The 15,206-nt window shown below is 67.1% G+C and carries 4 protein-coding genes, 1 tRNA gene and 2 rRNA genes (1 of these 7 cut by a window edge); 6 read left to right on the top strand and 1 reads right to left on the bottom strand.

Features of this window, described 5'->3' with window-relative positions; translation table 11 throughout:
- The 3 genes from OG959_RS08040 to OG959_RS08030 all read left to right on the top strand — a co-directional run.
- A 23S ribosomal RNA gene (locus OG959_RS08040) occupies nucleotides 1-2,187 on the top strand (it extends 938 nt beyond the left edge of the window).
- A gap of 79 nt (nucleotides 2,188-2,266) precedes the next feature.
- Nucleotides 2,267-2,383, top strand: a 5S ribosomal RNA gene (gene rrf / locus OG959_RS08035).
- 216 nt (nucleotides 2,384-2,599) lie between these two features.
- Nucleotides 2,600-2,672 (top strand) — tRNA-Thr (locus OG959_RS08030).
- Nucleotides 2,673-2,740: 68 nt separating this feature from the next.
- Here OG959_RS08030 and OG959_RS08025 read toward each other — a convergent pair.
- The gene (locus OG959_RS08025) at nucleotides 2,741-5,359 is read right to left on the bottom strand and encodes a SpoIIE family protein phosphatase (RefSeq protein WP_326657510.1); all 2,619 of its coding nucleotides are present in this window, start codon (nucleotides 5,357-5,359) and stop codon (nucleotides 2,741-2,743) included.
- Nucleotides 5,360-5,772: 413 nt separating this feature from the next.
- Here OG959_RS08025 and OG959_RS08020 point away from each other — a divergent pair, with 413 nt between their 5' ends.
- The 3 genes from OG959_RS08020 to OG959_RS08010 all read left to right on the top strand — a co-directional run bounded on the left by OG959_RS08020 (nucleotide 5,773) and on the right by OG959_RS08010 (nucleotide 15,183).
- The gene (locus OG959_RS08020; protein WP_326657509.1) at nucleotides 5,773-11,244 is read left to right on the top strand and encodes a HAMP domain-containing protein; all 5,472 of its coding nucleotides are present in this window, start codon (nucleotides 5,773-5,775) and stop codon (nucleotides 11,242-11,244) included.
- Between the two features lie 245 nt (nucleotides 11,245-11,489).
- Nucleotides 11,490-12,167 carry a response regulator gene (locus tag OG959_RS08015; RefSeq protein WP_326657508.1) on the top strand — a complete coding sequence of 226 codons (678 nt, stop codon included), beginning with the start codon at nucleotides 11,490-11,492 and terminating at the stop codon, nucleotides 12,165-12,167.
- Between the two features lie 241 nt (nucleotides 12,168-12,408).
- Nucleotides 12,409-15,183, top strand: coding sequence for a DNA translocase FtsK (locus OG959_RS08010; RefSeq protein ID WP_326657507.1), 2,775 nt, complete (start codon nucleotides 12,409-12,411; stop codon nucleotides 15,181-15,183).
- The last annotated feature ends 23 nt before the right edge of the window (nucleotides 15,184-15,206 follow it).

Here is a 15,206-nt window from a genome sequence, read left to right as displayed (position 1 = left end):
CAGCGTCGTGTGTTTCTTGCCGGAGGTAGAGCACTGGATAGGCGATGGGCCCTACCGGGTTACTGACCTTAGCCAAACTCCGAATGCCGGTAAGTGAGAGCACGGCAGTGAGACTGTGGGGGATAAGCTCCATGGTCGAGAGGGAAACAGCCCAGAGCATCGACTAAGGCCCCTAAGCGTACGCTAAGTGGGAAAGGATGTGGAGTCGCAGAGACAACCAGGAGGTTGGCTTAGAAGCAGCCACCCTTGAAAGAGTGCGTAATAGCTCACTGGTCAAGTGATTCCGCGCCGACAATGTAGCGGGGCTCAAGCGTACCGCCGAAGTCGTGTCATTCACACATATAGGGCCAACGCCTGTGTGGATGGGTAGGGGAGCGTCGTGTGCCGGGTGAAGCAGCCGCGGAAGCGAGTTGTGGACGGTTCACGAGTGAGAATGCAGGCATGAGTAGCGATACACACGTGAGAAACGTGTGCGCCGATTGACTAAGGGTTCCTGGGTCAAGCTGATCTGCCCAGGGTAAGTCGGGACCTAAGGCGAGGCCGACAGGCGTAGTCGATGGACAACCGGTTGATATTCCGGTACCCGCTTTGAAACGCCCAATACTGAATCAGGCGATGCTAAGTCCGTGAAGCCGGCCCGATCTCTTCGGAGTTGAGGGTAGTGGTGGAGCCGACGAACCAGACTTGTACTAGGTAAGCGATGGGGTGACGCAGGAAGGTAGTCCAGCCCGGGCGGTGGTAGTCCCGGGGTAAGGGTGTAGGCCGTGTGGTAGGTAAATCCGTCACACATTAAGGCTGAGACCTGATGCCGAGCCGATTGTGGTGAAGTGGATGATCCTATGCTGTCGAGAAAAGCCTCTAGCGAGTTTCATGGCGGCCCGTACCCTAAACCGACTCAGGTGGTCAGGTAGAGAATACCGAGGCGTTCGGGTGAACTATGGTTAAGGAACTCGGCAAAATGCCCCCGTAACTTCGGGAGAAGGGGGGCCATCACTGGTGAGGGAACTTGCTTCCTGAGCTGGGGGTGGCCGCAGAGACCAGCGAGAAGCGACTGTTTACTAAAAACACAGGTCCGTGCGAAGCCGTAAGGCGATGTATACGGACTGACGCCTGCCCGGTGCTGGAACGTTAAGGGGACCGGTTAGCTGACTTTCGGGTCGGCGAAGCTGAGAACTTAAGCGCCAGTAAACGGCGGTGGTAACTATAACCATCCTAAGGTAGCGAAATTCCTTGTCGGGTAAGTTCCGACCTGCACGAATGGCGTAACGACTTCTCGACTGTCTCAACCATAGGCCCGGTGAAATTGCACTACGAGTAAAGATGCTCGTTTCGCGCAGCAGGACGGAAAGACCCCGGGACCTTTACTATAGTTTGATATTGGTGTTCGGTTCGGCTTGTGTAGGATAGGTGGGAGACTTTGAAGCGGCCACGCCAGTGGTTGTGGAGTCGTCGTTGAAATACCACTCTGGTCGTGCTGGATGTCTAACCTGGGTCCGTGATCCGGATCAGGGACAGTGTCTGATGGGTAGTTTAACTGGGGCGGTTGCCTCCTAAAGAGTAACGGAGGCGCCCAAAGGTTCCCTCAGCCTGGTTGGCAATCAGGTGTTGAGTGTAAGTGCACAAGGGAGCTTGACTGTGAGACCGACGGGTCGAGCAGGGACGAAAGTCGGGACTAGTGATCCGGCAGTGGCTTGTGGAAGCGCTGTCGCTCAACGGATAAAAGGTACCCCGGGGATAACAGGCTGATCTTCCCCAAGAGTCCATATCGACGGGATGGTTTGGCACCTCGATGTCGGCTCGTCGCATCCTGGGGCTGGAGTCGGTCCCAAGGGTTGGGCTGTTCGCCCATTAAAGCGGTACGCGAGCTGGGTTTAGAACGTCGTGAGACAGTTCGGTCCCTATCCGCTGTGCGCGTAGGAATATTGAGAAGGGCTGTCCCTAGTACGAGAGGACCGGGACGGACGAACCTCTGGTGTGCCAGTTGTCCTGCCAAGGGCATGGCTGGTTGGCTACGTTCGGAAAGGATAACCGCTGAAAGCATCTAAGCGGGAAGCCTGCTTCGAGATGAGTATTCCCACCCTCTTGAAGGGTTAAGGCTCCCAGTAGACGACTGGGTTGATAGGCCAGATGTGGAAGCCCGGTAACGGGTGGAGCTGACTGGTACTAATAGGCCGAGGGCTTGTCCTCAGTTGCTCGCGTCCACTGTGTTAGTTCTGAAATAACGAACGGCCGTGTTTTGTTCCGGTGTTAGTTAATTTCATAGTGTTTCGGTGGTCATTGCGTTAGGGAAACGCCCGGTTACATTCCGAACCCGGAAGCTAAGCCTTTCAGCGCCGATGGTACTGCAGGGGGGACCCTGTGGGAGAGTAGGACGCCGCCGAACTCCTTTTGATAGTTAAGCCCCGTGCCCTTGTGGCACGGGGCTTTTCTGCGTTCCGGACCCGTTCGCCGGCGCACCGCGAGGGGGGAGCGCGCGGCTCGTCTTGAGGGTGGCGGCAGCGGAACGCCCCTGGTGGACGGGTCCATGACGGTGCGACAGGCGGTTTTGCACACCCCCTGGTTCAGGGTATGCTTTAGCTCGTTGCCGCAGGGCAGCAAGGCCCCAATAGCTCAGTCGGTAGAGCGTCTCCATGGTAAGGAGAAGGTCTGCGGTTCGATTCCGCATTGGGGCTCGTACAGACGAAAGGCCCCCGCCACATGGCGGGGGCCTTTCGCGTACCCGGGGCCCCGGGCGGCGGGGCTACGGAGCGACCTGCGGCTCGGGGACACGCATCGCGAGAATGGCCATGTCGTCGGAGGCCGGCTCGGCGGCAAAGCGCTCCACCGCCCGCAGAATGCGGGCCGCCACCGCACCCGCCGTCAGGCCCGTGCAGTTGGCCAGCACGTCCGCCAGCCCGTCGTCGCCGAGCATGCGAGTGCCCTCGCGCCGTTCGGTGACGCCGTCGGTCACACACAGCAGGACGTCGCCCGGGTCCAGCGTCACGGTCTGCTCGTACAGCTCCAGGTCCTCGATGACGCCCAGCAGCGGCTGCGGTTCCGCCGCCGCCTCGACCGAGCCGTCCTGGCGCAGGCGCAGCGGCAACGGGTGGCCGGCACAGACCACCTTCAGAAGGGCGCTGCCGTCCTCCTGGGGCCACAACTCCCCGTACAGCAGGGTCAGGAAGCGACTGCGGGCACCCTCGTCGAGGATGGCGGCGTTGAGCCGCTCCAGGACGGCGGGGCCGCCGAAGCCCTCGCGGGCGAGCAGGCGCAGGGCGTGCCGGGCCAGGCCTGTCACGGCCGCGGCCTCCGGACCCGTACCGCAGACGTCGCCGATGGCGAAGCCGTAGGCGCCGTCACGGATCGGGAAGACGTCGTAGAAGTCGCCGCCCACCTCGTTGCCCTCACCGGCTGCCCGGTAGATGACCTCGATCTCGACATTGGGGACGTCGGGCAGGCCCGGCGGCAGCAGGCTGCGCTGCAGGGACTGACTGATCGCCATGCGCTCCGAGTAGAGGCGGGCGTTGTCCAGGGCGAGGGCCGCCCGGCGCGAGAGGTCCTCGGCCAGTTCCAGGATCTCCTGGCGGAAGTGGTCGTCGGACGGCTTGCCGAGCGTCAGCATGCCGATGACCCGGTTGCGGGCGACAAGGGGGAGGACCACGGTCTCGCCGCCCACCGCGGCCGCGGTGGCGAGCGTCGTACGGATGCCCGCGCCGAGCGCCCCCGGGTCGCCGAGGCCGATGCTGCGCATCGAGGTGCGCAGGGCTGCCTCATGGGCGGCCTCGGACGGTGCGGACCAGACACGGGCGCCCGGTGTAGGCACCGGGTCGGGCGGGGAGATCTTGGAGAGCAGGGCCTTGAGGCCGTCGATGAGCTCCTCGTCCTCGTGCAGGACGTACGAGAGGTACGGGTCCGAGGACTGGTCGGCGATCGTGTAGACGGCGCACCAGGTGGCCAGGGTGGGGACGGTCATCTGCGCCATCAGAGCCAGCGTCTGGTCGCGGTCGAGGGTGCCGGCCAGCAGGTCGGACGCCTCGACGAGGAAGGAGAGCGAGCCGCGGCGCAGCCGTTCCAGTTCTCCCAGGCGGGCGGACTCGACGGCCAGGGCGATCCGGTCGGCGGCGAACTGGAGGCGCAGCGCCTCCTCGTTCGAGTACCGGCCGGCGGCTTCGGCCGCGACGCCCAGGGAGCCGGTGAGCCGGCCCTCGACCTTCAGGGGGACCGTGACCACCGAACGCATGCCCGTGTCGCTGAGCAGCGGGACGGCGCCGGGTACCGCGTCGAGATCCTCGTGCACGGCGGGCATGCGGGCGGAACCGTACCGTCCCGTGCCCGCCTCGACGGGAACGCGGGCGAAACGCTGGCGGGCGGAAGGCAGACCGGTCGTGGCCCGTACCTCCAGTTCGGTCTCGTCGTCCGTCGCCAGCAGCAGGAAGGCCGCGTCGGCGTCGAGCATGTCGCGGGCCCGCTCGACGGTGCGCTGAAGCAGTCCGTCGAGGTCGTCGGGGGCGGGGGAGCCGATGAAGACCTCGAAGGGGTCCGTGGTGCGGCTCTCCGTGTTCGCGTCGGAGACCGGAGTGCGTACCGGCGACTGGAGCACGGCCCGCTCGTAGTCGCGCACGAGCAGGCACACCGTCGAGGGCTCGCCCTCGGTGTCCCGCACGCGCAGATGGGAGCCGTAGACCTGGACGGTGCGGCCGTCGGCGGCCCGGATGCCGTAGCTGCCCTCCCAGCGCGAGAGGCGCAGCGCGTCGGCGATGCCGGTGTTGGTGCCCGGGGTCTGCGGCCAAGCGGTGAAGTCGGTGAACTGTTTGCCGGTGACCTGTTCCGCCGTGTGCCCGAACAGGTACGAGGCGTCGTCGTTCCACGCCGCGATGGAGCCGGCGCCGTCGATCTGGACGACGGCGACCCTGACCCGTTCGTCGGTGACGGGGAGCAGACCGACGGGGAGCAGCGGGCCCGCGGAGCGGATACCCACCGGACGGTCGGGGAGATCGAGCTGGAACCAGACGTGTTTGTGCGTGGGGGAGTACTCGACTCCCCAGCGGGAGGCGAGCGCCGCGCACAGGAGGAGGCCGCGGCCGCCCTCCCGGTCGGGGCTGCCGAAGTCCAGTCCGGTGGACTGGAGCGGGATCTCGCGTTCCGGATAGTGGTCGGAGACCTCGACCCGGACACCCTCCTCCGTGCGCAGGCACAACACGTCCGCTGTGGTGCCCGCATGGACCACCGCGTTCGTGACGAGCTCGCTGGTGAGGACGACGGCGTCGTCGACGACATCGGTGTACCCCCACCCCTGGAGGGTGTCCCGGACAAAGGCGCGGGCCGTCGCGACGGAACGCCCGACCGGGTCGAAGGTGGCAGCCGCGCGCGCCGTGATCACAGCACTCCCCATATGGTGTCTCGTCGCTTCCCCGAGTCCTGTGCCCGTTTCTCGCCGCTTCGATTCGCCTGCCAGGCTAGACGCTCCGCGCAGGTGCCGGATACACGAGGGCCGGGTTCGGGCAAGGACGGGCAGGAACAGGCCTGTGACCGGACAAGTGTGGGCTTCCCCATAGGGGGATGTGGGACAACCATGGGAGGTTGCACCCCTACCGGTTCCGGCCTGGTACGTTTCAACGATTTGACGTCCGCATGGTCACCCGTCGACGGTGGGCTGTGGCGGTGCGCCATAGAGGATCTGGGCATGCTCTCGGACAAGGCCCGGGCGATTCGGTCAACCCCTGCGGGAGGGACACGGTGGAGTCTGACGTGGCGGCGCGGGGAACAGGTACGCGCAGTAAAGGCGGACAGTCCGTGAAGAAGCAGCGTAATGGAACCGTCGAAGTCGACGCCGCGGCACTCAACAGACTGCTGTCCGGTCTGGTGGCCATGCGGGACGGCAACTTCCGCCGGCGGGTGACCGTGTCCGGCGACGGTGTCATGGCGGAGCTCGCGGCGGTCTTCAACGAGGTCGCCGACCGCAATGTGCATCTCACGGGTGAGCTCGCGCGCGTGCGGCGCGTGGTCGGCCGGGAGGGCAAGCTGACCGAGCGGCTGGAGACGGGGGCCTGCGAGGGCTCCTGGGCCGCCGCGATCGACGCGTCCAACGAACTGGTCGATGATCTCGCGCGTCCTGTCTCGGAGGTCGGGCGCGTGCTGTCGGCGGTGGCCGACGGTGACCTGGAGCAGCGGATGGAGCTGCGTTCGCACACGGCGGACGAGACGGTACGGCCGCTGCGCGGCGAGTTCCTGAAGGTCGCGCGTACGGTCAACAACCTCGTCGACCAGCTGTCGGCGTTCACCGAGCAGGTGACGCGGGTCGCGGTCGAGGTGGGCACCGAGGGCAAGCTGGGCGGCCAGGCCCAGGTGCGTGGGATGTCCGGGTCCTGGAAGGACCTCACGGACTCCGTGAACACCATGGCGTATCGGCTGACCGCGCAGGTGCGCGACATCGCCCTGGTGACGACGGCGGTGGCCAAGGGCGATCTGTCGCGGAAGGTCACCGTTCACGTGGCCGGCGAGATGGCTCAGCTGAAGAACACCGTGAACACGATGGTCGACCAGCTGTCCTCGTTCTCCTCCGAGGTGACCCGCGTCGCCCGTGAGGTGGGTACCGAGGGCGAGCTGGGCGGGCAGGCGACGGTGCCGGGTGTGGCCGGGGTGTGGAAGGACCTCACGGACTCCGTCAACACGATGGCCGGGAACCTCACCTCCCAGGTGCGCGGTATCGCGGAGGTGACGACGGCGGTCGCCAACGGTGACCTGTCGCAGAAGGTCCGGGTGAGCGCGCGCGGCGAGGTGGCGCAGCTCGCCGAGACGATCAACCAGATGACGGAGACACTGCGGACCTTCGCGGACGAGGTCACGCGCGTGGCCAGCGAGGTCGGTGGCGAGGGGCTGCTCGGCGGTCAGGCGCAGGTGCCGGGTGCCGCGGGCACCTGGAAGGACCTCACCGACTCGGTGAACACCGTCTTCCGCAATCTGACGACCCAGGTGCGCGACATCGCGCAGGTGACGACGGCGGTCGCCAGCGGTGACATGACGCAGAAGGTCACCGTGGATGTGGCCGGCGAGATGCTGGAGCTGAAGAACACCGTCAACACGATGGTCGACCAGCTTCAGTCCTTCGGTTCGGAAGTGACCAGGGTGGCCCGGGAGGTCGGCGTCGAGGGCCGGCTGGGTGGCCAGGCCGAGGTGCCGGGCGCGGCAGGTACCTGGAAGGACCTCACGGACTCGGTCAACACGGCGTTCCGGAACCTGACGGGGCAGGTGCGCGACATCGCGCAGGTGACGACGGCGGTCGCCAACGGCGACCTGTCGCAGAAGGTCACCGTGGATGTGGCCGGCGAGATGCTGGAGCTGAAGAACACCGTCAACACGATGGTGGCGCAGCTGTCCTCCTTCGCCGACCAGGTGACGCGGATGGCGCGGGATGTGGGCACCGAGGGCCGCCTCGGTGGTCAGGCGCGGGTCGACGGCGTCTCCGGTACGTGGAAGGAGCTCACGGACTCCGTCAACTTCATGGCGGGGAACCTGACCTCCCAGGTGCGCCAGATCGCCCAGGTGACCACGGCGGTGGCGCGGGGTGACCTGTCGCAGAAGATCGACGTGGACGCGCGCGGCGAGATCCTGGAGCTGAAGAACACCATCAACACGATGGTCGACCAGCTCTCCGCCTTCGCCGAGCAGGTGACCCGGGTGGCCCGCGAGGTGGGCACGGACGGGCGTCTCGGCGGTCAGGCCCAGGTGCCCGGCGTGGCCGGTGTGTGGCGCGATCTGACCGACTCGGTGAACGGCATGGCGGGGAACCTCACCGCTCAGGTCCGTAACATCGCCCAGGTCGCCACGGCGGTGGCGCGGGGTGACCTGTCGCAGAAGATCGACGTGGACGCGCGCGGCGAGATCCTGGAGCTGAAGAACACCCTCAACACGATGGTCGACCAGCTCTCGAACTTCGCGGAGCAGGTGACCCGGGTCGCCCGCGAGGTGGGCACGGAGGGCATTCTCGGCGGTCAGGCCGAGGTGCAGGGGGTGTCCGGTACGTGGAAGGACCTCACCCAGTCCGTCAACGGCATGGCGAACAACCTGACCCTTCAGGTGCGCAACATCGCCGAGGTCACGACCGCGGTCGCCAACGGTGATCTCTCCAAGAAGATCACCGTCGACGCCAAGGGCGAGATCCTCGAACTGGTGACGACGGTCAACACGATGGTCGACCAGCTGCTCAACTTCGCGGACGAGGTCACGAGGGTCGCCCGCGAGGTGGGCACCGAGGGCATCCTCGGCGGCCAGGCCCGGGTGCGCGGTGCTACGGGCATCTGGAAGGACCTCAGCGAGAACGTCAACCTGATGGCCAACAACCTGACCAGTCAGGTGCGGAACATCTCCCGGGTCTCGTCCGCGGTCGCCAACGGGGACCTGACGAAGAAGGTCACCGTCGAGGCGCGCGGCGAGGTCGCCGAGCTGGCCGACACCGTCAACACGATGGTGACGACCCTGTCGTCGTTCGCCGACGAGGTGACCCGTGTCGCCCGCGAGGTGGGCACGGAGGGCGAGCTGGGCGGCCAGGCGCGCGTCCCGGGCGTCGCCGGTACGTGGAAGGACCTCACCGAGTCCGTGAACTCGATGGCGTCCAACCTGACCGGGCAGGTGCGCCAGATCGCCACCGTCACCACGGCCATCGCCGAGGGCGATCTCACCAAGAAGATCGACATCGACGCGCGTGGTGAGATCCAGGAGCTGAAGAACACCATCAACACGATGGTCGACCGGCTGTCCTCGTTCGCCGAACAGGTGACGCGGGTGGCCCGCGAGGTGGGTACCGAGGGCCAGCTGGGCGGCCAGGCGCGCGTACGGGACGTGGACGGCACCTGGCGCGACCTCACCGAGTCGGTGAACGAGATGGCCGGAAACCTGACCCGTCAGGTGCGCGCAATCGCGGCCGTCGCGACCGCGGTGACCCGGGGTGACCTCAACCTCAAGATCGACGTGGACGCCGCCGGTGAGATCCAGTCCCTCCAGGACAACATCAACACGATGATCGCCAACCTGCGCGACACCACCGCCACCAACAAGGAGCAGGACTGGCTCAAGGGCAACCTCGCCCGGATCTCCGGTCTGATGCAGGGGCGGCGCGATCTGGACGACGTGGCCTCGCTGATCATGAGCGAGCTGACGCCGGTCGTCTCCGCCCAGCACGGCGCCTTCTTCCTCGCGATGGCGACCGGAGACACCGACGCGCTGGGTGCGGAGGGCGACAGGGAGGGCGCTTACGAGCTCCGTATGCGCGGCAGCTACGGCTACTCCGCGGGGTCCATGCCGACGTCCTTCCGGCCCGGGGAGACCCTCATCGGCACGGCGGCCGAGGAGAAGCGCACGATCCAGGTGGACAACGTGCCGCCGGGGTATCTGAAGATCTCGTCCGGTCTCGGCGAGGCGCCGCCCGCGCACGTGATCGTGCTGCCGGTGCTCTTCGAGGGCAAGGTCCTCGGAGTGATCGAACTGGCCTCGTTCCAGCCGTTCACGCATATCCAGCGGGACTTCCTCAACCAGCTCGCCGAGATGATCGCGACCAGCGTCAACACGATCAGCGTCAACACCACGACCGAGAAACTGCTGGAGCAGTCGCAGGAACTCACCGAGCAATTGCGTGACCGGTCGCAGGAGTTGGAGAACCGGCAGAAGGCGCTCCAGGCGTCCAACGCCGAACTGGAGGAGAAGGCCGAGCTGCTGGCCCAGCAGAACCGCGACATCGAGGTCAAGAACACCGAGATCGAGGAGGCGCGCCAGGTCCTGGAGGAACGCGCCGAACAGCTCGCGGTCTCCATGCGATACAAGTCGGAGTTCCTGGCGAACATGTCCCACGAGCTGCGGACACCGCTCAACTCGCTGCTCATTCTGGCCAAACTCCTGGCGGACAACGCCGAGGGCAACCTGTCGCCGAAGCAGGTGGAATTCGCCGAGACGATCCACGGGGCGGGTTCCGATCTGCTCCAGCTGATCAACGACATCCTCGATCTGTCGAAGGTCGAGGCGGGCAAGATGGACGTCAGCCCGACCCGGATCGCGCTGGTTCAGCTGGTCGATTACGTGGAGGCGACGTTCCGGCCGCTCACCGCGGAAAAGGGGCTGGATTTCTCCGTACGGGTGTCGCCGGAACTCCCGGCCACACTGCACACCGACGAACAGCGACTGCTGCAGGTGCTGCGCAATCTGCTCTCCAACGCGGTGAAGTTCACCGACAGCGGCGCCGTCGAGCTGGTGATCCGGCACGCGGGTGCCGAGGTGCCGAACGCCATCCGTGAGCAGTTGCTGGAAGCCGGTTCGCTGCGGGACACCGACGCCGATCTGATCGCCTTCTCGGTGACCGACACCGGTATCGGGATCGCCTCCAGCAAGATGCTGGTGATCTTCGAGGCGTTCAAGCAGGCGGACGGGACGACCAGTCGCAAGTACGGCGGTACCGGCCTCGGTCTCTCCATCAGCCGGGAGATCGCACGGCTCCTGGGCGGTGAGATCCATGCGGCGAGCGAGCCCGGCCGCGGCTCGACGTTCACGCTGTACCTGCCGCTGCACCCGAGCGAACTCCCGCCGCAGGGCTATCCGCAGATCGGCCCCGGGCCCATCGAGGTGCACGGTGCGGCGGTCGAGAGCGGGCGGCTGCCCGAGGCGGGGCAGGGCCACGGACCGGGCTTCCAGACCTTCGGGGAGGCATCCGGGATGCCGGGCACTGCGCACGACCAGGGCGGCGCGGCAGGGCTGTCCAGGCGTCGGCGCAAGGCGCTGGGCGGTGCGCAGCAGCAGCCCGCGCTGCCGCCCCGGGCCGCCTCCTCCGTGGAGCGGCCGGCTCCGCAGGAGCCGTGGACGCTCGGCGGCCAGGAGGAGCCCGAGGTCCGCAGGGCGTTCCGGTTCGGCGGCGAGAAGGTACTGATCGTCGACGACGACATCCGCAACGTCTTCGCGCTCACCAGCGTGCTGGAACAGCACGGCCTTTCGGTGCTGTACGCGGAGAACGGGCGCGAGGGGATCGAAGTCCTGGAGCAGCACGACGATGTGACGGTCGTGCTGATGGACATCATGATGCCGGAGATGGACGGCTACGCGACGACCACGGCGATCCGCAGGATGCCGCAGTTCGCCGGACTGCCGATCATCGCGCTGACCGCCAAGGCGATGAAGGGCGACCGCGAGAAGGCCATCGAGTCGGGCGCATCCGACTACGTCACCAAGCCGGTCGATTCCGATCATCTTCTCTCGGTTATGGAGCAGTGGATGCGCGGAGAGTGATCGTGAGTTGAGCGAATCGATCGTGATTTGTTGACTAGCGGTGTCGGAAGGAGTGTGGGAGCGCGGATTCCGGGGAACCTTCTGGTCTCCTGCCGCGTTTTCCCTGTGTGCACAGTGACATCGCGGTGACAGGGTGTGGTGGCGGCCGGGGTGCGGCTACCATGACCGGCACAAGGACGGACGGCGTAAGGGAGCCGTCCCCTGGGGCGGCGCCCGGTGCAATTCCGGGGCGAGGAGGACGGGCCATGGTGCAGAAGGCCAAGATCCTCCTGGTCGATGACCGGCCGGAGAATCTGCTGGCGCTGGAGGCCATCCTCTCTGCGCTCGATCAGACACTGGTGCGGGCATCGTCAGGGGAGGAAGCGCTCAAAGCGCTGCTCACGGACGACTTCGCGGTGATTCTGCTGGACGTCCAGATGCCGGGCATGGACGGTTTCGAAACCGCGGCGCACATCAAGCGGCGGGAGCGGACCCGGGACATCCCGATCATCTTCCTCACCGCGATCAACCACGGTCCGCATCACACCTTCCGGGGCTATGCGGCCGGCGCGGTGGACTACATCTCGAAGCCGTTCGATCCCTGGGTGCTGCGCGCCAAGGTCTCGGTCTTCGTCGAGCTGTACATGAAGAACTGCCAGCTGCGTGAGCAGGCGGCGCTGCTGCGGCTCCAGCTGGAGGGCGGCGGGCAGGCGGGCGCGAACCGCGAGAAGGAGCCGGCCGGGCTGCTGGCCGAACTCTCCGCACGGCTTGCGGCAGTCGAGGAGCAGGCCGAGGCACTCTCCAAGCAACTCGACGACGAGTCGGCGGACGCCGGAGCCGTGGCCACCGCCGCTCATCTCGAACGGAAGCTGACCGGGCTGCGCCGGGCGTTGGACGCTCTGGAGCCCGGGACGGCCGGCGGACCGGCCGGCGTCCCCTCGTAACGTCCGCCGGCCGCACCGCCGTCCTCCAGCGCGCTCCTTCGCGCTGTCGGGGCGTCAACTGGCCGGTGACCGAGGCCGTTCGGCGGTGGCGGGCCGGCTCGGGACCACCTGGCCCGACGCCGGTGTCACCTCGCCCGGGCCGGTGAGTGCGCGTCAGTTCGCGGCCGCTGTACGGCGACACGGTCGGGTGAACCGGCACGCGCACGTGTTCACTGCCGCAGACACCGGTAACCTCGGCCCCATGGCCTCACGTACGTCCGGCAAGGGTTCCCAGGGCACCGCGGGCACCGCGAAGCGCGCCGGCCGTGCCCCGGGCCCGGCAAAGAAAGCCGCGCCCGCCAAGAAGACCGCGGCGAAGAAGACCGCACCAGCCAAGAAGGCACCCGCGAAGAAGGCGGTGGCCAAGAAGGCCGCCGCGCCCAAACCGGCGCCGTCGCCCACCGGCGGTGTGTACCGCCTGGTGCGCGCCGTGTGGCTCGGAGCGGCCCACGCCGTCGGTGCGATGTTCCGCGGCATAGGGCGCGGAGCCAAGGGCCTCGACCCCGCTCACCGCAAGGACGGCGTCGCGCTGCTGCTGCTCGGCCTCGCGCTGATCGTGGCCGCGGGCACGTGGTCGAACCTGCGAGGCCCGGTCGGCGACCTCGTCGAGATGCTCGTCACCGGAGCCTTCGGCCGGCTCGACCTCCTCGTACCGATACTGCTGGGCTCCGTCGCCGTACGGCTGATCCTGTATCCGGAGAAGCCCGAAGCCAACGGCCGGATCGTCATCGGGCTCTCCGCGCTCGTCATCGGGGTGCTCGGGCAGGTCCACATCGCCTGCGGATCGCCGGGACGCGAGGACGGCACCGAGGCCATGCAGGACGCGGGGGGCCTCATCGGCTGGGCCGCGTCCAAGCCGCTGATCTTCACCATGGGCGAGGTGCTCGCCGTACCGCTGCTCCTGCTCCTGACCGTCTTCGGGCTGCTGGTCGTGACGGCCACCCCGGTGAACGCCATTCCGCAGCGGCTGCGGCTGCTCGGCTCCAAGCTGGGAATCATCGACCCGGTGTACGACCCCGAGTCGCTGGACGAGGACGACGACGAGCGGTACGACGAGCAGTGGCGCGAGTCGCTGCCGGCCCGTTCACGGCGCACCTCGGCCCGCCGCTCCGAGGCGCCCGAGGAGTACGACCCCGACCGGGCGGAGACCGACGCGCTCTCCAAGCGGCGCAGGCCGCGCAGGCCCTCCGTGCAGCCGGCGATGAACCGCACCATGGACGCCGTGGACGTGGCCGCCGCCGCGGCTGCCGCGCTCGACGGGGCGGTGCTCAACGGCATGCCGCCGTCGCCGGTCGTCGCCGACCTCACCCAGGGCGTCTCGGTGGACCGCGAGCGCGCGGGCACGCCGGTGCCCGGTGCCAGGGAGGCCGAACCGGGCCGGAGGCCGGGGGAGCGGGCCTCGTCGCCCGCCGGAGGCGTACCCGACCTGACGAAGCCGGTACCCGACCGCTCGGAGTCGCAGCCGCTGCCGCCCCGCGCGGAGCAGCTCCAGCTCTCCGGCGACATCACCTACTCGCTGCCCTCCCTCGACCTGCTGGAGCGCGGCGGACCGGGCAAGACCCGCAGCGCCGCCAACGACGCGATCGTCGCGTCACTGACCAACGTCTTCACCGAGTTCAAGGTGGATGCCGCCGTCACCGGGTTCACCCGCGGTCCCACGGTCACGCGGTACGAGGTGGAGCTCGGGCCCGCCGTGAAGGTCGAGCGGATCACCGCGCTCGCCAAGAACATCGCGTACGCCGTCGCCAGTCCGGACGTCCGGATCATCTCGCCGATCCCGGGAAAGTCGGCCGTCGGCATCGAGATCCCCAACTCCGACCGGGAGATGGTCAACCTCGGTGACGTGCTGCGGCTCGCGGACGCGGCGGAGGACGACCACCCGATGCTGGTGGCACTCGGCAAGAACGTCGAGGGCGGCTACGAGATGGCCAATCTCGCGAAGATGCCGCACGTCCTGGTGGCCGGTGCCACGGGCTCCGGAAAGTCCTCCTGCATCAACTGCCTGATCACCTCGGTGATGGTGCGGGCGACGCCGGAGGACGTCCGCATGGTCCTGGTCGACCCCAAGCGCGTCGAGCTGACCGCGTACGAGGGCATCCCGCACCTGATCACGCCGATCATCACCAACCCCAAGAAGGCGGCCGAGGCGCTCCAGTGGGTCGTGCGCGAGATGGACCTGCGCTACGACGACCTCGCCGCGTTCGGCTACCGGCACATCGACGACTTCAACCACGCGGTGCGCACCGGCAAGCTCAAGACGCCGGAGGGCAGCGAGCGGGAGCTGTCGCCGTACCCGTACCTGCTGGTGATCGTCGACGAGCTGGCCGACCTCATGATGGTGGCCCCCCGGGACGTCGAGGACTCGATCGTCCGCATCACCCAGCTGGCCCGTGCGGCCGGAATCCATCTGGTGCTCGCCACCCAGCGTCCCTCGGTGGACGTCGTCACCGGTCTGATCAAGGCGAACGTGCCCTCCCGGCTCGCCTTCGCCACCTCGTCACTGGCCGACAGCCGCGTCATCCTCGACCAGCCCGGAGCCGAAAAGCTCATCGGAAAGGGTGACGGACTGTTCCTGCCGATGGGGGCGAACAAGCCGACCCGTATGCAGGGTGCCTTCGTCACCGAGGACGAGGTCGCGGCGGTCGTCCAGCACTGCAAGGACCAGATGGCCCCCGTCTTCCGGGACGACGTGGTGGTCGGGACGAAGCAGAAGAAGGAGATCGACGAGGACATCGGCGACGATCTGGATCTGCTGTGCCAGGCCGCTGAACTGGTCGTCTCCACTCAGTTCGGGTCCACCTCGATGCTCCAGCGCAAGCTGCGGGTGGGGTTCGCGAAGGCCGGACGGCTGATGGACCTGATGGAGTCGCGGAACATCGTCGGCCCGAGCGAGGGATCCAAGGCGCGCGATGTCATGGTGAAACCGGATGAACTAGACGGAGTGTTGGCACTGATCCGTGGGGAAACCGGTTCGTGAGGGTTTTGCGGGCAACCGTTTCG

Origin of the sequence: Streptomyces sp. NBC_00385, from assembly GCF_035917155.1 — a bacterium.
Lineage (GTDB): Bacteria > Actinomycetota > Actinomycetes > Streptomycetales > Streptomycetaceae > Streptomyces > Streptomyces poriferorum.
Note: the sequence above shows the minus strand (reverse complement) of the source record. Positions and strands in the feature narration are given on the sequence as shown.

Excerpts from the sequence above, each read along its gene's own strand:
- OG959_RS08015 (WP_326657508.1), top strand. The coding sequence starts at position 11,490 with ATGGTGCAGAAGGCCAAGATCCTCCTGGTCGATGACCGGCCGGAGAAT.
- OG959_RS08010 (WP_326657507.1), top strand. The coding sequence starts at position 12,409 with ATGGCCTCACGTACGTCCGGCAAGGGTTCCCAGGGCACCGCGGGCACC.